The organism is Priestia filamentosa (assembly GCF_900177535.1).
In the GTDB taxonomy this organism is placed as follows: domain Bacteria; phylum Bacillota; class Bacilli; order Bacillales; family Bacillaceae_H; genus Bacillus_I; species Bacillus_I filamentosa.
This window is the reverse complement of record NZ_FXAJ01000001.1, coordinates 1,249,959-1,271,809: the sequence shown is the minus strand read 5'-3', so window position 1 is coordinate 1,271,809 and position 21,851 is coordinate 1,249,959. Positions and strand designations below refer to the sequence as shown.

Sequence of the window (21,851 nt, the reverse complement as noted above, 5' to 3'; positions counted from 1 at the left end):
TCTAACAGCGATAAAAAGTTCACCTAATAAATCTGGTAGAAAATGAAAACAACATCCATGTAAATGTGACTCTATGACGTAAAAGAATAATTACATCACCCCCTGGGGACTCAAGGGAGTAAATTGACATTGTATTAAGTATAAATTCTTCTTTTAAACGTATGGAAAGTAACTCTTGAATTTCTTTTTCTGATATAGAAGAACGGTCCCACAGTGTAGAATGAGGTTTATAAGGAAAGTCATTTTTTGAAAAGCGAATATCTGATTGTGCTATTTTTTTATGAATATTGTGAAATGAAGCTTCATCATGTAGGGAAAAAAAGAAGATGTTTGTATATGGAAATCTTTTAACCTCTGAAAAAGAAGCCTTGATTGGTTCTATTTTCGTTGCAATATCATCTAAAATTTTAAATACTTGATCTGGTTCCTGATTATTTTGTAATACACCAACACCACTAGAACCGGCAACTGTGATTTTAGGTGGGAGAGCCGTATAAAATTTATCTTTAAAACGATATCTAATCTTTCTAACTTGCTCAGTAATTTCTTTTGGTAAATCTAACACAACATAGGTATCATGTTTGAAGTGGTCCATAAATTCTCTCCTCAGCTTTCATATTTTAATAAAATATTTCAGCACAAAATTCCATATATCACTTTATTTTTACTGAGTAATCCTATCCTTTTTAATGTATGGTTAACACAATGAAAATTAGAGTAACAAAATAAGCCAACTCAGAAAGATTGACTTATTTCGTTACTCTATATTTGAACTTTTCTACTTAAAAGCAGCAAATGACTCGGCTGCAATGCATAGATAATAAGAAAGTCCAGTTTGCTGAGACTCAAGCATATTTCTATGAAAATCATCATTTAAAAAGAAGCGTGCTTGTATTGCAAAATCTTCTGCTCTGGTATTATGCCCCTGATTATTTAAGAAATCAATATGCTGTTTGATTAAATCTTGTACCTTCTCATCATTAAACTTTAATCCTTCCTTAAGTGCATTAGCTATACTATCCATAAAGTGTTTTGCCTCTAAAGCCTGCTCATTCATTGACTGAACATCAATTTGATTTTCTTTAAACAAATCGTAGTCATATTTTTCTTTTAGATATTCACTCTGATCCGTCATTGCTTCCACCCACTCTTTTTCACTCTCAAATCCTTTGAACATTTCTGATTTATCCATAATATCACCTTTCATGGTGAAGTGAATCGATTCATCTAGTGTCTGAACTAAACGCTTTATTCTTTCCATTCGTGCAAGAAGTAGTTTTCTTTGATCAGACAATATAGATAACCGTTCTGGCTCACCATCCAATAATTGATGTATTTTTTTGAGGGGAAAGTCCAACTCTCGATAAAATAAGATTTGTTGTAAACGCTCCAGCTCTTTTATTCCATAGAGACGATAACCTGCTTCACTTATTTTGCAAGGCAATAAAAGACCAATTTTATGGTAATGATATAGGGTTTTTACCGTCACATTTGTTAATTCTGATATTTGTTTTACTGTATATAGCACACTTATCCACCTCATTTGTCAGTCTAAAGGCTACTCTAAGGTAAGAGTCAATAACTAATTCTAATATACTTATCTGATTAACATAAAACATCTTCCAGATAGTAAAAAGAGCAAACACGTTCATCACCAACGGGTTTGAGCTTTTTCTTGTCCTTTAAATATACTTTTATAGACGTTCAATTAGTAAGACATATTTAAATTTAAATTTATACGAAAATGGTTTCAAGCATTGTACAATGCCTGAAAAATGTCTGCTCCTTGAAGCATATCGAAGCCTAGAGATAACCCTATTAAACATCCCGTCATTAAAAGGAAAACACCTACGACTTTCATACTTATTACCCTTCACTGAATAGGATTTTCTCTTCCCTCTAATATGATATAAATTTTCGTTGTAAATTACATATAAATCCCATATGTGGTTAAAGTAATAAAATACAAGAGAAGGATGCCTTACTTTATCCCTTCGTTTTTTAAAAACCTCAAATCAAAAAAGACCCCCCAACAGGATACTGAAAATCAATCAGATAACAACTCAGTAGAAAATATACACCGTTCTTTATCAGCGAATCTTGTTACGATTAAACAGAAAACAGTTCAGATATCATCATTCGTCAATTAAAAATGGGGGAGAATTTTGATACTAAGATAGCCATTTGGAAAAGAGGTACCCATTACATGGAAAAAGCCAAGATTAGTGCCGGTCAGTTATTTATCTTAATGGTACTATTTGAACTAGGTAGTGCGTTACTAGTACCTCTTGCCATCGATGCAAAACAGGACACTTGGCTTGCGATTCTACTTGGAATGATAGGCAGCTTGGTTCTATTTTTAATTTATCACAAGCTTTATTCCTATTATCCAGATCTCTTGCCTACGGAGTACATGCAAAAGATCCTAGGTAAAGGGATAGGAAGCGTACTTGCCTTTGTCTACATTCTTTACTTTATGTATGATGCTTCAAGAGTTCTACGTGATTTTGGGGAGATGTTACTAACCTTTGCCTATTCTGAGACACCTCTATTTATTGCAGATGCTTTATTGATGCTTGTCATTATTTATATGGTTCGAAAAGGAATCGAGGTTATCGCGCGCTCAGGTGAGGTTCTTTTTATATTGATGTATATCCTTGCTATCACTGGATTTATTCTTATTGTGAGTTCTGGTTTAATCGATTTCACCAACTTACAACCAGTACTTGAAGAAGGGATGTTACCCGTCTTAAAAGTTGCGTTCACTCAAACCTTAGATTTTCCTTTTGCAGAAGCAATCGTGTTTACGATGATTCTTCCCTATTTAAATAAGTCTAATAAAGCACAAGTGACCATGTTATGTGCAATAGGATTAAGTGGAATAAATTTGGTCATTACAATGATTATTAATATTAGTGTACTTGGAGTGGACTTAACATCACGTTCACAATTCCCTCTTCTTAGTACTATACAAAGCATCCAGGTTGCTAATTTTTTGGAACGTCTTGATGTATTTTTTATGATCGCCTCGATAATTGGTATTTTTTTTAAGATTAGCATATTTTTTTATGCAGCTGTCATAGGCACGGCTAGTTTATTTAATATTGAATCGCCTTCACGACTATCGTATCCTTTAGGCATAGCCATTCTTTTCTTATCTATCACGATTGCGAGTAACGTTCAAGAACACCTAGGTGAGGGACGGGAAGTAATTTTTGTTCCATATATTACTCTCTCAGCCATTATTCCTTTTCTTCTTCTTATTGTTGCTTTCTTAAAAAATAAGAAGAAGAGAGCGTAATATATTATTCTGGAGAATATAAAAACCTTATGGGTAATTATTAATTTTGCCTCTATTTCCCGTATATTACACGTATAGAAAAAGTGATAACAAATAAATCTCTTAAAAAGGGGGAGATAATTAAAAGGGCCCTTTTCTTCTCATATGAACAATGAAGTGATTTTTATGTTTACTTGGTTTTATAATCATTTCGTTAATACTACTATTTCCCCCCTCCCCTCCTTAGTGATAATTGCTTTATTAATTTAAATAAAAGTAAAACAAATATTTGTTTTTATTAACTTAACTTTGTAGAGGGTATATATAAGCCTAATTTTCTTAATTATAGCCAGTCCTTCACATAAGAAAGCAAACCTAATACAGCTCTAAGGTAATCTTGACCCATACAAACGGTTATTACTTCATTTGAACCCATTATTTTTCGTGATATAATAAAGAAAAACATAAAAGTGAGGATGTATCCATGACCAAACATCGGATCTATACAATGAGTGTAGCAAAGGTCTATCCCCTTTATGTTACGAAGGCGGAGAAAAAAGGACGTACGAAAACAGAAGTCGATGAAATCATCCGTTGGTTGACAGGATATAGCCAGGAAGAGTTAGAAGCTCAACTGGAAAAACAGACAGACTTTGAGACCTTCTTTGCGGAAGCTCCCCAACTGAACCCTTCGAGGGCTTTGATTAAAGGTGTGATCTGCGGTGTCCGAGTGGAAGACATCGAAGAACCAACTATGCAGGAAATTCGCTATTTAGATAAGCTAATCGATGAGTTAGCAAAGGGAAAAACGATGGAGAAAATTTTGCGGAAATAATAATTAAAAATGAAAAAACACTGATTCCCTATATAAAAGAATCGGTGTTTTTTTGTTGAATTAGTACTAATCTTGAAACTTCAGACAAGAAGTAAAAAAGTATATCAATCTATAAAACTGTCCATACTACTAGTGTATTCCCCCATATATAAATGCCCTTTGCTAATGCAGAGCAAAGGTTTTTTTATTCCAGGAAATTCAATACTAACCAGTCAACATAATGTTGGTTCTAGAAAGAGCAAACACCCATTTCTTATAAAACCCCAAAAACAAGACCATATATTATATAGACATCTGGTCTTATTTTCAGGATTCATTTAATTAGCTGATATAGGACGTTTAAAGAAAGCAACTAGGCGACCCTCATAAGGGACTACTGATGTTAACTCCCATCCTTGTCTTCCCCATTGTGAAAGAGCATAATCAAGATAACTCACTTCCAAGACATCTTGATCAGACTTTAAATAATCGCTCAATCCTGTCTCTGCACTATATTCCCATCTTAGAGTATCTGTGTTTTCTCTATTCTGGGGAATGAATCCATGATCTTTCTTATTTAGGCGTATAGAAGCTTGAGAAATAGCTTTTATAATCGCTTCTTTATCTACTTCTTCTAATGAAAAGAAATTGGGAGCCCTTGGAACATCAAACTTCGTATGAGAATGAAACATTCGTAATACAAGTGTACCTAAAGGCGTTTCATCTTTTTTCCTTACTACGCACCAGATACATCTTTCGCGTTCCTCTGGTGGTCCCCAGTGTTCTATAGAATTAGGCATAATAAAGCCAGGCTTCACATTCAATCCTGCATCTGTCAGTTGCTTAAAAATAGGTTTTAGAAGCTTATTTAAATACACACCATAAGCAGGCTCACCTATTGTTCGAAAATGCTCTATTAATTCATCGTGATTTTCTTTTAAAATCAAATCCCATTGCTGCTGTACAAATTGATTCATATATCTGGCCAGGTTTCGTATCGTTATCTCTTTGTTGGATGAAAAAAACTCATGCCACTTTTTCACTCTCCACAACTCCCTCTTTCATTTATCCATCATGATTTAGTTTATTCGTCTATTATTTTCTTTCATGTATAGATATATAATGACTTCAAGGACGTATCTAAGTTGTTTTAGCCATTTTATGAATTCATTTCACCGCCACCACTTACTGGCGTATAACTCCCTGTAATATAAGAACTGTCATCACTTGCATAGAAAGCAATGGCTTTGGCAATATCTTCAGGACGCCCAAGTCTTCCAAGTGGTAGGAAAGATTCTTGTTGTTGTTTAAACCCTTGTGGTAGATCAGCCGTAGCATCCGTTTCGACTAAGCCTGGAGAAATGACATTTGCTGTAATTCCCTGCTTACCTACTTCTTGGGCAATATATCTTACAAAACTATTAAGCCCTCCTTTGGATGTTCCATGAGCAATAAAAGATGGAGCTGGATGATTGCTTAAGCCACTTGATACATATACAAGTTTTCCATACTGCTGCTTTTTCATGTAAGGCAGTACGGCTTTGGTTGACACAAATGCAGCCTGAAGTTCATCATTTGTTTTTTGAATAAATTCTTCCCATTCCATATCTTCAAATGTCTTTTTCGGAAAACTCATCCCTGCGTTATGAACAAGGATATCTACGGTTCCATATGCTTTTACGGTTTCTTCGACCAGCTGACTCATTTGTTCCATATTTCTAGCATCAGCTTGTATAGCGATGGCTTGGCCACCTTTTTTTTGAATAGAGGCTACGACTTCTTCTGCTGCAGTGGCGCTTCTTGCATAGTTAACTACTACTTTCGCTCCACGTTGAGCTAGTAATTTAGCTGTTTCTGCGCCAATTCCTCGGCTGGATCCTGTGACAATAGCTACTTTATTATTCACTTTTTCTCTCTCCTTTAGTATTTTGATTTCGTTGAAATTTGTTATTTCTTGTGTGTTATATGGATACAACGATTGGAAGCCTTCTATAAGAAATCAGATTTTCCAATCGTGGAATCTCAAATCATTATATTATATAGCTTGTTCTTCTTCTTTTTTCTTCTTAGGCACCCAGAACGTAACAACTAAACTGATTACAGCTATTCCTGCCATAATTAGAAAGATGTTATGAATTCCATTTGCAAGAGAATGAGAAGCTACTTCTGATGCAGAGTCTGTTGAACCACCTAAGTGTTGATTTAAGAATGTTCCTAATACAGCTACTCCTAATGTTTGTCCGAATGTACGAACAAAGGTATTCGAAGAAGTAGCGACTCCTCTAAGGTTCCAGCCAACTGCAGACTGTACAACGATTGTAAATGTAGTAATCGACAAACCAAATCCTAATCCCATAACAAAGGTAATACCAAGCATCATCCAGATAGGAGATGATGGAGTAATAAATGTTAAAGCGAATGAACCCAGTGTAACAAAACATATTCCAATAAGTGAAACCGGTTTAGGACCTACTTTAATCAAGAAGCGACTGCCGAATGTTGCTGCAAGTGGCCAGCCAATAGACATAGGTAGTAAGATAAAACCCGAAGCCGTAGCTCCTTTATGAAGCACACTTTGAATCCATAAAGGGATGTAGGTTGTAAGTCCAATCAAAATAGTACTAGCTAAAAAAGCAACAAGATTTGATACTAAGATTTCTCGATAATGAAACAGTTTAACCGGAATGATGGGTTCAGGGTGCTTCATTTGAATACGTACAAACACCACCAGAAGAATGATGGATACCACTAAAAGTATGTACGTTATCATAGAATTCCAAGGGAAACTACTTCCTCCTGAAAGAAGGAGATATAATAGGGCTGTGGTGCCGATGGTAAACGTAATGGCTCCCCCATAATCAATTTTCCGTTCTTGTTTTTCAATATTTTCCTCTAAATGCTTTCCAATAATCCACATCGAGATTAGACCAAAAGGAAGATTAATGAAAAAGATCCAATGCCAACTCACATAATCGACTAAAAAACCTCCAACTAATGGTCCAAAGAGACCCGCAATTCCCCAAACGGAGCTAAATAACCCCTGAACCTTCGCCCGTTGTTCGAAAGTAAAAATATCTCCGATAATCGTAAAGGTAATGGGAATAACAGCGCCAGCCCCGATTCCTTGAATAGCACGAAACACAATCAATTGCCCCATATTTTGTGAAATCCCGCATAATAAGGATCCTACTAAAAATAAGGAAGTCCCCACTATAAAGACTTTTTTTCGCCCAAAAAGATCGGCTAGTTTACCAAAGATAGGGGTTGTGACGGCGGAAGTAAGTAAATAGAGAGCAAATACCCAACTAATCAGATCGATTCCACCTAGTTTTTCTACAATAGCTGGTGTTGCAGTACTAACAATCGTTCCTTCTATCGCAGATAAAAAAGTTGCAATAAGTAAAGCAATTGTTATTTTACGTTGATATGCGTTCATTCTTTTGTTCCTTTCTTTTCATTTGATTCAATAAGTAAAGAAGTAACGAAACGCTCAAGCATATTATCAAACATGTCGAGCTCTTCTGTAGTAAAGTCAGCAAAGGTTGTATTATTGCTTATTTCTGTTCGAGGTTTCATTTTCTCCATGGTTTTCTTCCCTTTAGCCGTAATTCCAACCCTTGTTATACGCTTATCATTTGAATCGGTCCATGTTGTAATTAACTCTGCTTTACGCAAACGCTCAACCAGCCCTGTAATATTTTGTTTAGTCACAAGCGTTTCCTCACATAATTTAGCTAAGGAAATTCCCTCATTTCGATTAATGATTCCTAACAACTGCCACTGTTGGACACTAGCTAAATCCGTGCCTTCTACGAGTCTGAGGCCTGTTCGATTAAGCAATGTAGAGGCACGAAGGAAGTTCATAATAATTTTCACTTTAGAATCCATACTCATTCTCCTTTAAAATAATCAACATGTTGACCATTTTAAAGAACCTAATTAAAAAAGTCAACATGTTGACCTTTATAGGCGGGAATAAATTTTTATTGGATAAGATATATAAGTTTAGGTTACATAATAAATCTTATTGGAAATAAAAAATCTAAGGATTCTTATACTTCCTTAGATTTTTTATTTATATAGAGTTCGATGGTAGCTATACCTAACGAAACACCAAAGGCTGTTGAAAAGGCTGTTAGAAAATAGATATGGGGTTTAAACAGTATATCGCTAATTAAATTACTAGTGAAAAAGATTGAAAAATAGATGAAGAATTTTAAAATAGCTTTTTTCAAAAATGCACCTTCTCTAATTTAATATCTATAACTCCTATACTTTGTAACTTTTTTAGAAAGACCAAGTACCTGTACCTTCCTGCTCTTCCCCTTACCACTTCCTTATACGTCACAACATTACTCTAAAGGATTCTTTACTTCCATAAATATTGTTTTTTCGTTATTTATAATAATCCAAAAAAATCAGTCTTGAATAGGATAAAAAACAATATAAGAACAAATAGTAGTTCACTAATAGTTAACTTATAAGCATTAAGGTTTTTGGCATACTTTTTCTCCATAACAGCTCTAACCGTTTCGGAAACCACAATAAAAATGAATAAGACTACCCAAGATTGTAAAAACCAAAACCAGTCGGTCGAGGCTCTGCTCATGTTTATAATAAATCCTAACAAGATACTAGCTATCGTAATCATTCTCATGGTCCAATCTATTTTTTTATGTTTCTCATTAACATGGTTATATGAAAAGAGTTTCTTTCTCTCTACTTTTAGCCATTTCCTCATGATGATATTAAATGAAACCCCTAATAATAAAACAATAGCTAATAACGATATGAATCTCAGCCCGAAAGTAGACTCTATGCTATACATAAATGGCCTCTCCTATTCTTCCCCTTACCACTTTTCTATACGCTGCTGTATTATTTTGGTTTCAATTTTAGTTAACATAAAGCATGGCGGAGAAAGTAAAAAAGCGTAGACGTGTTCAGTAACAACGAGTCTGCGCTTTTTTACTTTTGTGTATATATTTTTACGAACGTTTTGATTTGTATCTTAATTATAATGAAAATTAAGGTTTTCATTATAAAATTTAGGTTATTCCACTTTTTATCAAAAGTGTATACTTTTGTTGTTACCTATTCGTTGTATAAGTATAGGGAGGAAAAATGATGAAACAAGACGATGAATTAGCCTCCTACCTTATCCATTTAGGAGAAGAAGTATTGAAGTTCTTACTGACAAAAGGATCGGCAAAAGAAGATGCGGAGGATATTATTCAAAATACGTTTTACAAAGTGTACACGCTATTAGATGACCTAACAGAAAACAATATTCGTCCATGGTTCTTTAGAGTCGCACTTAACGAGTACATTGATTTAAAGAGAAAGAAGGAGCACCAAAACATCTACTTAACGGAGAAAATTTATTCAAAGCTCCAATACACAGATGGTGAACTGGAGGCTCTTTTAAATAAAGAGGAGATTTTCTATTTATTAAAAGACATCAAAAAAGAATATAGAGAAGTTTTCTTTTTAAAGTATTACTATGATTTTTCATACGAAGAAATTGCAGTTATTTTGAATCTTAAAGTAAGTAGTGTGAAGCAAAAATTATTCCGCGCACGTAAGTCGATTCACTCAAAAATAGGAGGAAGACATAGATGGAACATTCGTTAAAAGATGCTTTAAGAAAAGCAAAGCGACGACAATTACTAAAGATTATTATCATCTCAATTATTGTGGTACTCATTACTTTACCCGTCCTTTATAAAATAGGAAATTACTTTGCTGCAAAAAGTTCTACAAGACTTCATGAACAGCTCTTTTTACATAATGAGATTGCTGAACCTAATATTCAAATTGATTCTCAGGTTACGAATAATTCTTCCATGTTTGGCGGTAATATTATTACAAATCGTTCTAAAAATGTAGATGGCTATTTAGTGCCATGGAGTACGCTTACAAGTTCCTATGATTGGCTTCGTATTAATATTGATCATAACGAGTTAATACCAGGATTCTATGGAGAAGGTACAGAACTCTATGAGTATGATAAACAAACGAAGAATAAAGTGGCAACCTTTTATCATCCATCTATTCAAAAGTCCCATGACGGTGTACAAAATGATTTAGAGGAAATTTCACAAATGGATGATTATGTAGCAGAAGTTGCACTTTCTTTTGACAAGCCTTATACATTCCAAGAGATTCAAAAACAGATACCTGATAACTTGAACATTGTGTGGTTGTATATGACATCGCCGGTTGGAGATGAAAGCAAGGGACCTGCTGGTATGCCAGTTTATGGGTTTAACCCATCCGATTTACCAAAGGGGGCCTACCATAGATTTATTAAATCCCTTAAAGAGTACGATAAAAATGGGAATGAAGAGACTATCCAAAACTTCTTACAGTCAAATAAAAATAAACCGTTTGAAGATGTCAAAGTTTTGGGAGTCATGGTGACGGGCCAAACTAAAAACTTTAAAAGTCTAGAAAATAAGAGCTTTATTCATGGGGCTTCTGTAGGGGCCACTGCACAAATTGTTCCTTATATTAAACCAACAAAATAACAAGCAAAGGACTATATGAAAAATCTATTATTAGGTGATGCAGGATATCCAAAAACTACTTAACATAACACGAATTACAGGAAGTAGCTTTGTGGAACGACGAACAACAGTTATTATTATTCCTTTTAGTAGATTAAAGGAAACAAACAAGGCAAGCCACTCTCTACTGGCTTGCCTGTATCTATATCATGAAGTAGTAAAGTTTATCCGCGTCTTCCTCCTCTACCACCTCGTTTTGTTTCCGTACTACGTTTGAGTGTGGATAAATTTTCTTCACTATCTTTTAAAAAACGCGCCATTTTTTGTTCGAAGTTTTCCTTGGGTTGAAAATTACTTTTTGAACGAAAGTCTTTGGAACGGTTATCATTACTTCTTGCCTGTCGTGGTAGGCGTTGTGAATAAGAAGAAGGTTGTCTCTCAGGTTTATCTATAGCTTTTTTAATGGATAATCCAATTTTTCCGTCTTTCTCGTTCACAACTTTTACTTCAATTTCTTGACCAACTTTAAGGTGGTCGTTAATGTCTTTTACATAGCTGTCAGCTACCTCACTGATATGTACAAGGCCTGTTTGACCTCCAGATAATTCTACAAATGCTCCAAAATTAGTGATGCCTGTTACTTTACCTCGTACCTTGCTACCTACTTCGATTGACATGGAAAATGTTCCCCCTCAATAATGTTAAAAACAATTCATTATAACAAAGTGTGTGAAATAATATCAATAAGAGTTCCTTTCCTATTTTTTCTCTATTTGTCCACCATTAGAGTAATTCAAATGTAACAATCGCTCACCTAACTGTCCCATAGAGTTAATCCCAACATACATCTTACAAAAAAGGAGTTTCGCTTCCGTTTATCTAATTTAATTAAGAGACAGATATCTCAAACCTGTGTTATAGTAATCTTTCTACATAGGATTCCAAAATAAAAGGATGAGGTGTTCAATATGAACAAGACTGAATTAGTGAATGCTGTTGCAGCACAATCAGAACTAACAAAGCAGGATGCGGCAAAAGCTGTAGATGCATTATTTAAAACCATTTCTGACACTCTTTCAAAGGAAGAGAAAATTCAATTGATTGGATTTGGAACATTTGAAGTGCGTGAGCGTGCGGCACGAACAGGACGTAACCCTCAAACCGGCGAAGAAATGCAGATTGCTGCTTCAAAAGTTCCTGCTTTTAAACCAGGAAAAGAATTGAAAGAAGCTGTAAAATAAACATAATAGGTCTTATCAGACGTAAAAAAGCGTAAAACCCTTGACTGACAAGGATTTTACGCTTTTTCTTTTCCCATAAGTATACTTTTACGGACATTAACTTTGCGAATCTATTTATGCTCTTTTTTTATAACATTACTGGGTAATTAAAAGAAAGTGATGGATATGACTTGAATTTTAAATTTTCTTTCTTAATCATCCTTACTTTTTTTTCTGTTATCCCAAGAGCTAAAATTGTCATCTTCATCAAACTCAACAATGACATCTGTAACTCCTTTTTCTTTTATTATTTTTTCCTCTAACCGATCTTTAATGTCATCTGCAGTTGCTAAAGATATCTTTGGATCAACTTCAATTTTAATTTCAACGTGGAATTCGTCTCCCTCTTTTAAAACAGTAATTTCAGGTATATCTTTGACATCTGGATCTTCCAAAACAAGGCTTCCAATTTTATCTTGCATAATTTCATCTGCTTCACCCAAAACACCTGCTGCATTATCGAGAAAAATTTTACCAACAACAAAGAACATTAAAAGTCCTATTATAATAGAAGCGATTCCTTCTGCCTGATGAAATAAAGTGAATTCAGAAATCACTACAGCTATTAAGGCTAATAAACCACCACCAGTTGCTACGGAATCTTCCAGAAAAACAAGCTTTGTTGCTGGCTTAGCTTTATTAACGTTAGCAAGACTTTTCGTGATAATTTCCAACCCTTGTGCATGAATGCCTACATCATGTAACGTTTCTTTCATTGCTTTGAATAAAACAAAGGCTTCCAAGATTACAGCAATGGATAACACAATAACATTAATCATAAACCCTTTAGATTCTACTGGATGTAAGATATGATGGTACCCCTCAATAATTGTTTCATATGCCATAACCCCAACGACTAATACTGCACCTAACAATACTAAATTTACTAACCTACCAAATCCATTTGGAAAACGTTTTGTTGGTGCTTTTTTACTCAGCGCAGAACCAATAAAAACGAAAAATTGGTTTGCCATATCCCCCAAGCTATGCATTGTTTCGGCAAACATCGCTACATTCCCCGTCATTACATATGCAATACCTTTTATGATTGAAATTACTGCATTAACAATAGAAGCTAAAAGGGCGGATTTGCTTCCTTTTTTTAATAGTAAAAATAATTCTTTCATCACATCATCACCTTCTTCCCTTTTTCTCATAATATTAGTGTGCTACAAAAGTGAATTTTCATTAAAAATCTACTTGGGGTTCCACCGACATTTTGACGTAAACCCCACGCTAAGATATTTTATAGTAGTAAAATTTTAAGATTTCCCTTTAAGGTAAATCCCCATGTAGAAAGGGTATTTGATTTAAGGATAGGTTGAAAGAACAGAAATATATATATTTTGGATTATCAGAGGAATCTTATCACAAATTCCCTAAAATGATCGTTTTAGGAAGTTTCCTTATTTATCAAAGATTTCAATCTTAACGTGGGAAACATGATAAAAAGTTGGCGCTACTCCTTATCGAACTTGGGATCTAATTTGAACTCAAAAGCTGTAGGTCAAAAATAAAATGGATAGCATCCCATAGTTTGAATAAACTACTAAAGATACTGTGAGGTATCCAACATAAATCTTTGTTAAAGGCAGAAAAACAATCTCTTCTCATTGGTTGTTTTTCTGCCTTTAAACTGTATCATATACATTCTTAGTTAACATAATAGATCTTCTAAGAAGTAAAAAAACACAAACAAGTTCAATAACAACGAGTTTGTGCTTTTTCTTTTCATTTATATATTTTTTTATGGACGTAATTTTAATCGTCAAGATATAATGGAGATCCTTTTCTAAATCTAATAAATCATACATATTTATAAAACATTATTTATAAAAAAATGGCTGTCGATAAAATCGACAGCCTAACTCATCTAAATCCTAAAATTTCCTTATTGCTTATTCCACTAATTCCTCACATCTTTTGATTTGCCAAAGATTTTTAAAATAAGGATTGAACTGAAGAAAAGGACTGGTATTCCTACCACAAAATAAAGGACACCTTTTGGCATGAACATGTTGTAAAAATATAAAAACAATACTACCCATAGAAATAGAACCACATATTTACTTAGTTTTCTCATTATCAATCTATCATCCCTTAAATAAATTTAATAAAGATCTATCCACCCATTATTAGGTCTCTTATCTCTTTTATCAAGTTGTTTAGCAATTTGAGTGCCAACATCTGCATAGTTTAAAGCAATAGTAACACTAGTACCTACAGCTGCAGCTAATTTTGGTGCACCCCATGCTTTCAAGCGACTGACTACAGTTCGTGTAAATAATTTTTGGGCCTCTTTTTTCCCTTTTTTTACAATGAAAGCTTGAATAGCTCCGGCTCCACCACCTATAGCAAAACCAATTGCTGTATTAAATACAGCACCAGCAAATTTTACACCAACTTTAACTTGAGCAGCATCTGCTTTTCCCACTCCAAATGTTTGATTTAAAATTTCATTTACAGCAACCTGATCTTCCTCGTTATTAAAATCTCCAGTATTACTTTCTTCAAACTGTTCTTCTAACTCAGATTGTGCTAAGTCAAAGTCATTATATGTATCAGAACTCTTGTCAAAGAAGTCCACCATAGCTTCAGTAAATAATCCCTCTTCTTTTTTATTTTCTAATCCAGCTAAGGAAACCTGTTCTTGTACAATTGAATTGAATAATTCCTTTTCCTCTGAAGTCATTTGGTCTAATGAGGGCATATTTTCTACTGATTCTTCAAGGTCGAAGTCATCAGATAAAACATTTTTATTTAGCTCAATGCCATCTGTTGAAACCCCTTCTGCTAATACATCTTTATCTGCTAAATTACCTAAAGAAGATAAAGAACCCAATGTTAATGTTAATGCAGTCACCAAAGTGACTTTCTTTAGTAATGATTTCTTAATCAAAGTAATCCCCCTACACAAGTATTCTGATATTAACTTAGTCTAAAAAGTACTACTAGGTGTTACTTTTTTTAATCCTTCCTTTTTCTCCTTCCTCTATAGGTAACCGATAAAATTTACTATTAATATACAACTTTTGATTTTCAAAAATTATATATTGATAGTAGGTGACCTATATATTTACTCCTAGAGTCACAATATTATCACCAGGTATTTTAGAGCTAACATACAGTTTAGATAATCAAATCAGCATTGCAATAAATGTAAATAATGTTTTATCAACGATATTTAAAACCATATTTTACATTAACTCTCTTTTTTGTTTCCTATATCCATTATACTAATGTATTTTCCATTATTGTTACAAAAAGGTTACAATTTACATAATGTTGATTATCGGAAATCAAATAAAAAGAAGCCCTTCTTTATTGAAGGGCTCTTAACATTAAAATTTATCTAACATGGTTACTATTATAAATTTATACGTTGTGAAAGTTGTCTAGAAATAGTGTAGGATTAATATCTAATCTGCACATTTTCTTCACATATTTTTTCTAAAATTTATCGAAGGCTAGGTTGGAGGATGTGAAAACATGAATAGAATCTCAATAAAACTTGGCTTATTATTCTTAGCCTTTATTTTATTAATCGAAATTGGTTTATTTTTTTATTTGTATACTGGGTTGGCAGACACCAGAATTTCAGAGGAATTAGAGAGTTTAAGACTAAGGGGAAACAGCCATCGTGAAGTATTAGAGAAACACCATGATTCACCTACGCTAAGTCACGTTGCTTTGATGGAATCAGAGGCGGAAACAGATGTCATTATTACAGATAAAACTGGAAAAGTTATAGGGTCCTCTCATCCCTTGGTTAAAGGAGCTAGAAAAACGGTAGAACAATGGAAAGGTCATTCTTTTAGATACAGAGGAGAAATTATCCAAGAATATCAGAAGGAGAAATCTTATATTGCCACTGCATCTCCAATTAAAATAAAGGATAAAAATGTCGGAACGGTATATATGTTTAAAAATACGAAAGACATACAAGATATGATTTCTAGGCTTCAACATCATTTTTATATAGTTGGAATCATTTCCGTGTTGTTTTCAATTATCACTGTTTTTGCACTTTCTAAATTTATAACTCTCCCCCTCATCAGAATGAAACAGGCCACTCAAAAGCTTAGTCAAGGGGATTTTTCTGTAAAACTAGGTGCGCATTCAAGAGACGAATTAGGACAGTTAGGAACCTCTATTCAGACACTTTCTAATGAACTACATCGTTTAAAACAAGAACGTAATGAATTTTTGAGCAGTATCTCCCATGAACTCCAAACACCTCTTATGTATTTAAAAGGGTATGCTGATGTAGCGAAACGGTCATTTAACAGTGAAGAGGAACGAAATAACCACCTTACTATCATTCAAGAAGAAGCTCAAAGGTTATCCCAATTGGTTAAAGATTTATTTCAACTTGCCAGACTTGATCAACACACATTTTTAATTCAGAAACAAAATGTGAAATTATATCCCTATTTACATAATATCATTCAACATTTTGATTTAGCTCTAAAAGAAAAGGATATACAACTACAATTTGATTGCCCTCAAGCAATCGAATTATATATTGACCCTGTAAGATTCCAACAAGTCATTCTTAACCTATTAGATAATGCATTAAAGTATTCTGAAAGTGGTACGCAGATTTCTGTACGAGCGAGAGAACTTCCTACAAAGGTGACAATAACTTTAAGGGATCAAGGAATAGGAATCCCATCAACAGATCTCCCTTATGTCTTTGATAAATTGTATAGAGTGGAGAAATCTCGGTCCAGAAAGAGTGGAGGGTATGGTTTAGGACTGTCGATTGTAAAAGAAATTGTGGAAGCACATGAAGGAGAAGTAGCAATCAAAAGTGGAGTAGGAAAAGGAACAACCGTTGAAATCTCATTAAGAAAGGATGTTTAAGATGCCCATTATTTTGTTAGTTGATGATGAATTAAGAATGTTAGATTTACTTGAACTGTATCTTACTCCAAATGGTTTTACTTGTATCAAGTTTGATTCTGGAACGGAAGCATTAAATTATATAGAAGAAGGAAATAAAGCTGATTTAATGCTGCTAGATATTATGATGCCTGAAAAAGACGGATGGGAGATATGTCGAGAGATTAGGAATAGTTCTAAAGTTCCCATAATCATGCTAACTGCACGTGATCAAACCGTTGATATAATAAAGGGTTTGAATATGGGGGCTGATGATTATATTGTCAAACCTTTTAGTGAGGGAGAATTAATTGCTCGTATTCGAGCAGTGCTAAGAAGAGCTTCAACTGAAAATGAGGAAATTAACTACAAAGGATTATTATGGAGTCGAGAGCATCACCTATTAAAATATAAAAATGCAAGCATACAAGTTACTCCAAAAGAATTTGAATTAGTAGGATTACTGTTGCAATATCCAAATCGGGTATTTAGTCGGGAAGATTTACTAACATTAGTATGGGGATACGATACCGAAATTGAAGGTCGTACTATTGATTCTCATGTCCGTAATGTAAGAGATAAACTACGGAGAGCAGAATTTCCTGTAGATGAGCATCTTCAAACTGTATGGGGACTAGGCTACAAATGGGTTGACAACAAATAGAACCAGTTGTTATTCAATGGTTATCTCCAACCGAAGGATAATAACTAAAAACAATCCATCATAAAATTCATAAAAACTGCACAAAATCTGCATAAGTATTATTTATCCTACACATATAGGTGAAAAATTGATTTCCAAAAGGGGCATGTAATTTGTTACTAATTTAAGTAATTAGTGCAATATAACAAAGTAGAAATTGGCTAAAAAGAGTCTATAAATTCTAATTTTGGTATTCCATCTACTATTGTATATTTTTATGTTTTTCACAAGCAAATTTTGTTAACTGGGAAGAGGGATGAAAATGAAAAAGCAACTTTTTATTCTTGGCGTAGCCACTATTATAGGACTAAGTGGATGCGCAAATAATTCTAATGGAAATGAGACAGATACTAAGAAAGAATCAAATCACTCCGAGATGGACCATTCGGAAATGAATCATTCCGGTTCAGATAATCTTCCTGAAGGATTAAAAGAAGCTAAGAATCCGAAATATAAAGTAGGAAGTGAAGCCATTATTCAAGCAGACCATATGAAAGATATGAAAGGGGCAAAAGCGACAATTGTAGGCGCTTATGATACCACAGTTTATACAGTTTCTTATACTCCGACAACTGGTGGAGAGAAGGTTACAAATCATAAATGGGTGGTTCAAGGGGAAATTAAGGATGCTGGCGATAAGACCTTAAAACCAGGCACTGAAGTTACTCTACAAGCAGATCATATGGAAGGTATGAAGGGGGCAAAGGCCACCATTGATTCATCTGAACAAACTATTGTTTATGTAGTAGATTATACCCCAACTACAGGTGGAGAAAAGGTAACCAATCATAAATGGATTACTGAGAGTGAGCTTTCAGCTAAGTAAATAATTTTAGTAAGTTGAAGGAGCATGCTCGTTTCTTAAGCATGCTCGTTTTAATTATTGTATATATTCTAATTGTATCCAAAGTTAGTTTACATAAAATTTGTTAGAGGAAGTAAAAAAGCAGCCCGTTAACACCTAGGCTGCTTTTTCTTAATTATTTACCTGTTTCTGCAAAACGTTGAATACGTTCTGCAATTTCATCACGTACACGTTGGAAGAAGGCCCATTTCTCTTCATCTGTTCCTTCTGCTTTTGCTGGATCATCAAATCCCCAGTGCTCACGTTTTACATGAGGAGGTGTCATTGGACATTTATCAGCTGCATCTCCACATAGAGTCACTACTAAATCTGCGTTATTTAGGATTTCAGGATCAATAATATCAGAGGTTTGGTTTGAAATATCAACATCTGCTTCTTTCATTGCTTTAACCGCATTTGGGTTAAGACCATGTGCTTCAATGCCAGCGCTGTATACATTCCATTCATTAGAATCTAAATATTTCTTTGCCCAACCTTCTGCCATTTGGCTACGACAAGAGTTTCCTGTACATAAGAAATAAAGTGTTTTTTTAGACATGTGTTAAATCTCCTTTTGATGTGTTATGAAATAATAAGTAACCAAATATATAAACCAACGAGTGTAATAAACAATGTTGGGATGGTTAAGATGATGCCCGTTTTAAAGTAGGTTCCCCAAGAAATCTTAACTCCTTTTGTAGAAAGAACATGAAGCCATAAAAGGGTTGCTAGAGAACCAATTGGCGTAATTTTCGGCCCTAAATCCGAACCGATTACATTCGCATAAATTAAGGCTTCTTTAATGGTCCCTGTTGCAGAAGTAGCATCAATAGCCAAGGCGTCAATCATGACCGTTGGCATGTTATTCATAATAGATGATAGGATAGCTGCAATGAATCCCATACCCATCGTAGCTGCAAACAATCCCTGATCAGCCGTTGCTTGAATCACACTCGCTAATACTTCTGTTAAACCAACATTTCGTAGTCCATAGACAACTACATACATACCTATCGAGAAGAAAACGATAGCCCATGGAGCACCCTGCAATACCTTTTTCGTTTGCACAGCTGAGCTTCTTCTAGCCATTAGTAAGAACAAGATAGAAATAATGCCAGCAATGATAGAAACCGGTATATTAAAGAATTCTCCAATAAAGTAGCCTAGTACTAAAACCACAAGCACAATTCCAGATAGTCGGAACATCTTCTCATCTTTGATGGCCTCACGTGGTTTTTGTAAATCAGCTACGTTGTACGTCTTTGGTATATTTCGACGGAAGTAGAGGTACAACACGATGATGCTAGCGAACAGAGCAAATAAATCCGGTACAATCATGCGTGAAGCAAACTCAGAGAAACTAATCCCGAAGAAGTCAGCTGATACAATATTGACTAAGTTACTGACAACAAGGGGTAATGACGTGGTATCAGCAATAAACCCACTTGCAATAATAAAAGGAAAGACCATATGATCTTCAAATTTTAATGCTCGTACCATAGCTAATACAATGGGTGTTAGAATCAATGCTGCTCCGTCGTTTGCAAATAATGCAGCCACTACAGCTCCAAGAAGAGAAACATAAACAAACATTCGAACACCATTACCACCAGCAGCTCTCGCCATATGTAAGGCTGCCCATTCAAAGAATCCAATTTCATCTAAAATTAAAGAAATAATAATAACAGCAATAAACGTTAAAGTAGCATTCCATACGATTCCCGTTACATCTACAACGTCGTGAAAATCAACAACGCCTACAAGTAAAGCTAAAACAGCTCCTCCACAGGCCGACCAACCAATGGATAGATTTTTAGGTTGCCAAATGACCAAAACTAATGTGAGGAGGAATATCAATGATGCTAATAAAACCGATATCAATATTTACACCTCCTATTCACAACAATTAATGCGCAACCCTTGATTTTCTAAATCCGTTAACTTCTGATCTTGACTTGGTAATCTATCAAGTATTACAGAAACAAACTCATAATATTCACTTTCCTTGTTAATCGAGTAAAAGATCCATTGACCTTTTCTTCTTTCCTTTACAACCCCAGAATCTCGGAGTTTTCGTAAATGCTGGCTAATGGCTGGCTGACTTGTTCCATAGATTTCGACTAATTCACATACACAACATTCATGGTGCTGCAATAATCTCATCATTGACAGTCTTCTCTTGTCTGATAATAACTTTAGGATTTGAGCAGCATTCTCCATGTCGATAGTGGTTTTTACGCTCATAATGTACACCCCTTTCTGATAACAAAATCATTATATAATTATACGCTTATATATTCAAGCTGAAATCTCCTTTTTTTATTTCATCAAATTTTCTTGATTTAATGTTTGCTTTTGGTTAATTTTTCAGATACTATAGATTCATCAAGAAAATTTGATTAATAGGAAGTGAGGTCTATAAGATGATCGTTAATAACTCGGGAAACTTATCCATAGCGTATTTTCAATCTTATTTTCAACTCATTATGAATACGCAACAAATGAAAAAAGAAGAAGCTAAACATTTCATCTTTCATCGTTTCTTTAATCAAAATCCTATGTCTAGAGGTCCGATTACCTACAGAAACTTTGAAAAAGCCTATCAAAGTTTTAATTATTAAATCAAAAAAAGTTGATAAAGAGGGATGATATTGGAGACAGTAAAGGATATGAAAAAAACCTTTGAACAATATGAAAAAAAATTTAAGGCACTTGCCGATCAAAAGAGACTAGAGATTATGTATGAACTTTGCCAACGAGGCCAGACCTGTGTATGTGATTTAACGGAACATTTTGAGATGGCACAATCCAAACTCTCTTATCATTTGAAGATCTTATTAGATGCCAACCTTATCACAAAAGAAACGAAGGGAACATGGAGTTACTATGATTTAAATGATAAAGAAGTCAATCATGTATTATCCGAAGAGCTTTGCTGTCTTTTTAGAAAAGAAAATACAGATAGCTGTTCATGCTCTTAATTTTTTAATTAATACATCAAAAAAATTTGATTTAACAGGAGGAATAAAAAGTGAAATATGTACATGTAGGAATTAATGTTACTAATTTAGAATCGTCTATCGAGTTTTATCAAAAAGTTTTTGGGACAGAGCCTGTGAAGGTGAAAGATGACTATGCTAAATTCTTATTGGATGAACCAGGATTGAATTTTACCTTAAATGTGCGTGACAAAGTTGAAGGAAATCAAGTTAATCATTTTGGTTTTCAAGTGGAAACACAGAAAGAAATTGAATCACATAAAACACGACTAGAGAAAGAAGGCTTCTTTGCTCGGGAGGAAATGGATACGACGTGCTGTTATGCTGTTCAAGATAAATTCTGGGTAACTGATCCTGACGGAAACGAATGGGAGTTTTTCTATACTAAATCAGACAGTGAAGTACACAAAATTGAAAACCCTTCGGAATCTAATCAAACAGCACCTTCTAACAACTCATGTTGTTAATGGATTCTTACTAAGAAAGAACAACATCTTTAAAAAAGCAGAGCCTCCTTGGTTTGGAAGCTCTGTTTTAC

The 21,851-nt window shown here is 34.3% G+C and carries 24 protein-coding genes; 10 read left to right on the top strand and 14 right to left on the bottom strand.

Going from position 1 to position 21,851, the window contains the following annotated elements; all coding sequences use genetic code 11:
* Positions 1 to 19 precede the first annotated feature (19 nt).
* The 3 genes from B9N79_RS06560 to B9N79_RS27015 all read right to left on the bottom strand — a co-directional run bounded on the left by B9N79_RS06560 (position 20) and on the right by B9N79_RS27015 (position 1,861).
* Positions 20 to 595, bottom strand: a complete 576-nt coding sequence (locus B9N79_RS06560) for a 2'-5' RNA ligase family protein (RefSeq protein WP_040060926.1) — start codon at positions 593 to 595, stop codon at positions 20 to 22.
* A gap of 183 nt (positions 596 to 778) precedes the next feature.
* Positions 779 to 1,528, bottom strand: a complete 750-nt coding sequence (locus tag B9N79_RS06555) for a MerR family transcriptional regulator (RefSeq protein ID WP_040060925.1) — start codon at positions 1,526 to 1,528, stop codon at positions 779 to 781.
* 222 nt (positions 1,529 to 1,750) lie between these two features.
* The gene (locus B9N79_RS27015; RefSeq protein WP_477742887.1) at positions 1,751 to 1,861 is read right to left on the bottom strand and encodes a YczF family membrane protein; all 111 of its coding nucleotides are present in this window, start codon (positions 1,859 to 1,861) and stop codon (positions 1,751 to 1,753) included.
* A 345-nt stretch (positions 1,862 to 2,206) separates the two neighbouring features.
* On the opposite strand from B9N79_RS27015, the gene B9N79_RS06550 reads away from it, so the two are divergent.
* Together B9N79_RS06550 and B9N79_RS06545 are read left to right on the top strand one after the other, a co-directional pair.
* Positions 2,207 to 3,301, top strand: coding sequence for a GerAB/ArcD/ProY family transporter (locus B9N79_RS06550; RefSeq protein WP_040060923.1), 1,095 nt, complete (start codon positions 2,207 to 2,209; stop codon positions 3,299 to 3,301).
* A 463-nt stretch (positions 3,302 to 3,764) separates the two neighbouring features.
* Positions 3,765 to 4,115 carry a DUF2200 domain-containing protein gene (locus tag B9N79_RS06545; protein WP_040060921.1) on the top strand — a complete coding sequence of 117 codons (351 nt, stop codon included), beginning with the start codon at positions 3,765 to 3,767 and terminating at the stop codon, positions 4,113 to 4,115.
* Between the two features lie 317 nt (positions 4,116 to 4,432).
* On the opposite strand, the gene B9N79_RS06540 is transcribed toward B9N79_RS06545, so the two are convergent.
* The 5 genes from B9N79_RS06540 to B9N79_RS06515 form a co-directional block, all read right to left on the bottom strand.
* Complete coding sequence (locus B9N79_RS06540) at positions 4,433 to 5,137, bottom strand: DUF6022 family protein (protein ID WP_048896828.1); 705 nt, start codon at positions 5,135 to 5,137, stop codon at positions 4,433 to 4,435.
* Positions 5,138 to 5,253: 116 nt separating this feature from the next.
* Complete coding sequence (locus B9N79_RS06535) at positions 5,254 to 6,000, bottom strand: SDR family NAD(P)-dependent oxidoreductase (protein WP_040060919.1); 747 nt, start codon at positions 5,998 to 6,000, stop codon at positions 5,254 to 5,256.
* A 129-nt stretch (positions 6,001 to 6,129) separates the two neighbouring features.
* Positions 6,130 to 7,530, bottom strand: coding sequence for an MDR family MFS transporter (locus B9N79_RS06530; protein ID WP_040060917.1), 1,401 nt, complete (start codon positions 7,528 to 7,530; stop codon positions 6,130 to 6,132).
* Positions 7,527 to 7,982, bottom strand: a complete 456-nt coding sequence (locus tag B9N79_RS06525) for a MarR family winged helix-turn-helix transcriptional regulator (protein WP_040060915.1) — start codon at positions 7,980 to 7,982, stop codon at positions 7,527 to 7,529. Before B9N79_RS06525 ends, B9N79_RS06530 begins: the two co-directional genes overlap by 4 nt.
* 511 nt (positions 7,983 to 8,493) lie before the next feature.
* Positions 8,494 to 8,922, bottom strand: a complete 429-nt coding sequence (locus B9N79_RS06515; protein ID WP_046217636.1) for a DUF4181 domain-containing protein — start codon at positions 8,920 to 8,922, stop codon at positions 8,494 to 8,496.
* A gap of 299 nt (positions 8,923 to 9,221) precedes the next feature.
* On the opposite strand from B9N79_RS06515, the gene B9N79_RS06510 reads away from it, so the two are divergent.
* Entirely contained in the window at positions 9,222 to 9,728 is a 507-nt protein-coding gene (locus tag B9N79_RS06510; protein ID WP_040060912.1) for an RNA polymerase sigma factor, read from the top strand.
* Complete coding sequence (locus B9N79_RS06505; protein ID WP_046217637.1) at positions 9,713 to 10,624, top strand: sigma factor regulator N-terminal domain-containing protein; 912 nt, start codon at positions 9,713 to 9,715, stop codon at positions 10,622 to 10,624. Before B9N79_RS06510 ends, B9N79_RS06505 begins: the two co-directional genes overlap by 16 nt.
* Before the next feature lie 203 nt (positions 10,625 to 10,827).
* On the opposite strand, the gene B9N79_RS06500 is transcribed toward B9N79_RS06505, so the two are convergent.
* Positions 10,828 to 11,280 carry a S1 domain-containing RNA-binding protein gene (locus B9N79_RS06500; protein ID WP_019390974.1) on the bottom strand — a complete coding sequence of 151 codons (453 nt, stop codon included), beginning with the start codon at positions 11,278 to 11,280 and terminating at the stop codon, positions 10,828 to 10,830.
* Between the two features lie 291 nt (positions 11,281 to 11,571).
* Between B9N79_RS06500 and B9N79_RS06495 the strand changes: the two genes are divergently transcribed.
* On the top strand, positions 11,572 to 11,844 hold the full coding sequence (locus B9N79_RS06495) for an HU family DNA-binding protein (protein ID WP_040058578.1): 273 nt from the start codon (positions 11,572 to 11,574) through the stop codon (positions 11,842 to 11,844).
* A 191-nt stretch (positions 11,845 to 12,035) separates the two neighbouring features.
* Here the strand turns inward: B9N79_RS06495 and B9N79_RS06490 are convergent, their stop codons facing one another.
* Both B9N79_RS06490 and B9N79_RS26455 read right to left on the bottom strand, forming a co-directional pair.
* Positions 12,036 to 13,010, bottom strand: coding sequence for a cation diffusion facilitator family transporter (locus B9N79_RS06490; RefSeq protein WP_046217638.1), 975 nt, complete (start codon positions 13,008 to 13,010; stop codon positions 12,036 to 12,038).
* A gap of 983 nt (positions 13,011 to 13,993) precedes the next feature.
* Positions 13,994 to 14,782 carry a hypothetical protein gene (locus B9N79_RS26455; protein WP_239695476.1) on the bottom strand — a complete coding sequence of 263 codons (789 nt, stop codon included), beginning with the start codon at positions 14,780 to 14,782 and terminating at the stop codon, positions 13,994 to 13,996.
* Positions 14,783 to 15,372: 590 nt separating this feature from the next.
* On the opposite strand from B9N79_RS26455, the gene B9N79_RS06475 reads away from it, so the two are divergent.
* The 3 genes from B9N79_RS06475 to B9N79_RS06465 all read left to right on the top strand — a co-directional run bounded on the left by B9N79_RS06475 (position 15,373) and on the right by B9N79_RS06465 (position 18,296).
* Positions 15,373 to 16,749: a sensor histidine kinase gene (locus B9N79_RS06475; RefSeq protein ID WP_085118027.1), complete on the top strand. Its 1,377-nt coding sequence runs from the start codon at positions 15,373 to 15,375 to the stop codon at positions 16,747 to 16,749.
* A gap of 1 nt (position 16,750) precedes the next feature.
* The gene (locus tag B9N79_RS06470; RefSeq protein WP_085118025.1) at positions 16,751 to 17,431 is read left to right on the top strand and encodes a response regulator transcription factor; all 681 of its coding nucleotides are present in this window, start codon (positions 16,751 to 16,753) and stop codon (positions 17,429 to 17,431) included.
* A 301-nt stretch (positions 17,432 to 17,732) separates the two neighbouring features.
* Positions 17,733 to 18,296, top strand: a complete 564-nt coding sequence (locus tag B9N79_RS06465) for a YdhK family protein (RefSeq protein ID WP_085118022.1) — start codon at positions 17,733 to 17,735, stop codon at positions 18,294 to 18,296.
* 154 nt (positions 18,297 to 18,450) lie between these two features.
* On the opposite strand, the gene arsC is transcribed toward B9N79_RS06465, so the two are convergent.
* Genes arsC through B9N79_RS06450 form a run of 3 tightly spaced genes read right to left on the bottom strand, consistent with a single transcriptional unit; the run spans position 18,451 to position 20,558 of the window.
* Complete coding sequence (gene arsC, locus B9N79_RS06460; RefSeq protein WP_085118020.1) at positions 18,451 to 18,873, bottom strand: arsenate reductase (thioredoxin); 423 nt, start codon at positions 18,871 to 18,873, stop codon at positions 18,451 to 18,453.
* A gap of 23 nt (positions 18,874 to 18,896) precedes the next feature.
* The gene (locus B9N79_RS06455) at positions 18,897 to 20,195 is read right to left on the bottom strand and encodes an arsenic transporter (RefSeq protein WP_085118017.1); all 1,299 of its coding nucleotides are present in this window, start codon (positions 20,193 to 20,195) and stop codon (positions 18,897 to 18,899) included.
* Between the two features lie 12 nt (positions 20,196 to 20,207).
* Entirely contained in the window at positions 20,208 to 20,558 is a 351-nt protein-coding gene (locus B9N79_RS06450) for an ArsR/SmtB family transcription factor (protein WP_085118015.1), read from the bottom strand.
* A gap of 425 nt (positions 20,559 to 20,983) precedes the next feature.
* On the opposite strand from B9N79_RS06450, the gene B9N79_RS06440 reads away from it, so the two are divergent.
* Together B9N79_RS06440 and B9N79_RS06435 are read left to right on the top strand one after the other, a co-directional pair.
* A complete protein-coding gene (locus tag B9N79_RS06440; protein WP_085118080.1) occupies positions 20,984 to 21,295 on the top strand; it encodes an ArsR/SmtB family transcription factor in 312 nt (103 codons plus the stop codon).
* A gap of 50 nt (positions 21,296 to 21,345) precedes the next feature.
* Positions 21,346 to 21,780 carry an ArsI/CadI family heavy metal resistance metalloenzyme gene (locus B9N79_RS06435; protein ID WP_085118011.1) on the top strand — a complete coding sequence of 145 codons (435 nt, stop codon included), beginning with the start codon at positions 21,346 to 21,348 and terminating at the stop codon, positions 21,778 to 21,780.
* The last annotated feature ends 71 nt before the right edge of the window (positions 21,781 to 21,851 follow it).

What these genes read in the sequence shown, in the direction of transcription:
- B9N79_RS06550 (WP_040060923.1), top strand. Translation starts at nt 2,207, where the DNA reads ATGGAAAAAGCCAAGATTAGTGCCGGTCAGTTATTTATCTTAATGGTA.
- B9N79_RS06525 (WP_040060915.1), bottom strand. Translation starts at nt 7,982, where the DNA reads ATGGATTCTAAAGTGAAAATTATTATGAACTTCCTTCGTGCCTCTACA.
- B9N79_RS06505 (WP_046217637.1), top strand. Translation starts at nt 9,713, where the DNA reads ATGGAACATTCGTTAAAAGATGCTTTAAGAAAAGCAAAGCGACGACAA.
- B9N79_RS06500 (WP_019390974.1), bottom strand. Translation starts at nt 11,280, where the DNA reads ATGTCAATCGAAGTAGGTAGCAAGGTACGAGGTAAAGTAACAGGCATC.
- B9N79_RS06495 (WP_040058578.1), top strand. Translation starts at nt 11,572, where the DNA reads ATGAACAAGACTGAATTAGTGAATGCTGTTGCAGCACAATCAGAACTA.
- B9N79_RS06510 (WP_040060912.1), top strand. Translation starts at nt 9,222, where the DNA reads ATGAAACAAGACGATGAATTAGCCTCCTACCTTATCCATTTAGGAGAA.
- B9N79_RS06560 (WP_040060926.1), bottom strand. Translation starts at nt 595, where the DNA reads ATGGACCACTTCAAACATGATACCTATGTTGTGTTAGATTTACCAAAA.
- B9N79_RS27015 (WP_477742887.1), bottom strand. Translation starts at nt 1,861, where the DNA reads ATGAAAGTCGTAGGTGTTTTCCTTTTAATGACGGGATGTTTAATAGGG.
- B9N79_RS06530 (WP_040060917.1), bottom strand. Translation starts at nt 7,530, where the DNA reads ATGAACGCATATCAACGTAAAATAACAATTGCTTTACTTATTGCAACT.
- B9N79_RS06450 (WP_085118015.1), bottom strand. Translation starts at nt 20,558, where the DNA reads ATGAGCGTAAAAACCACTATCGACATGGAGAATGCTGCTCAAATCCTA.
- B9N79_RS06515 (WP_046217636.1), bottom strand. Translation starts at nt 8,922, where the DNA reads ATGTATAGCATAGAGTCTACTTTCGGGCTGAGATTCATATCGTTATTA.
- arsC (WP_085118020.1), bottom strand. Translation starts at nt 18,873, where the DNA reads ATGTCTAAAAAAACACTTTATTTCTTATGTACAGGAAACTCTTGTCGT.
- B9N79_RS06440 (WP_085118080.1), top strand. Translation starts at nt 20,984, where the DNA reads ATGAAAAAAACCTTTGAACAATATGAAAAAAAATTTAAGGCACTTGCC.
- B9N79_RS06475 (WP_085118027.1), top strand. Translation starts at nt 15,373, where the DNA reads ATGAATAGAATCTCAATAAAACTTGGCTTATTATTCTTAGCCTTTATT.
- B9N79_RS06545 (WP_040060921.1), top strand. Translation starts at nt 3,765, where the DNA reads ATGACCAAACATCGGATCTATACAATGAGTGTAGCAAAGGTCTATCCC.
- B9N79_RS06465 (WP_085118022.1), top strand. Translation starts at nt 17,733, where the DNA reads ATGAAAAAGCAACTTTTTATTCTTGGCGTAGCCACTATTATAGGACTA.
- B9N79_RS06490 (WP_046217638.1), bottom strand. Translation starts at nt 13,010, where the DNA reads ATGAAAGAATTATTTTTACTATTAAAAAAAGGAAGCAAATCCGCCCTT.
- B9N79_RS06470 (WP_085118025.1), top strand. Translation starts at nt 16,751, where the DNA reads ATGCCCATTATTTTGTTAGTTGATGATGAATTAAGAATGTTAGATTTA.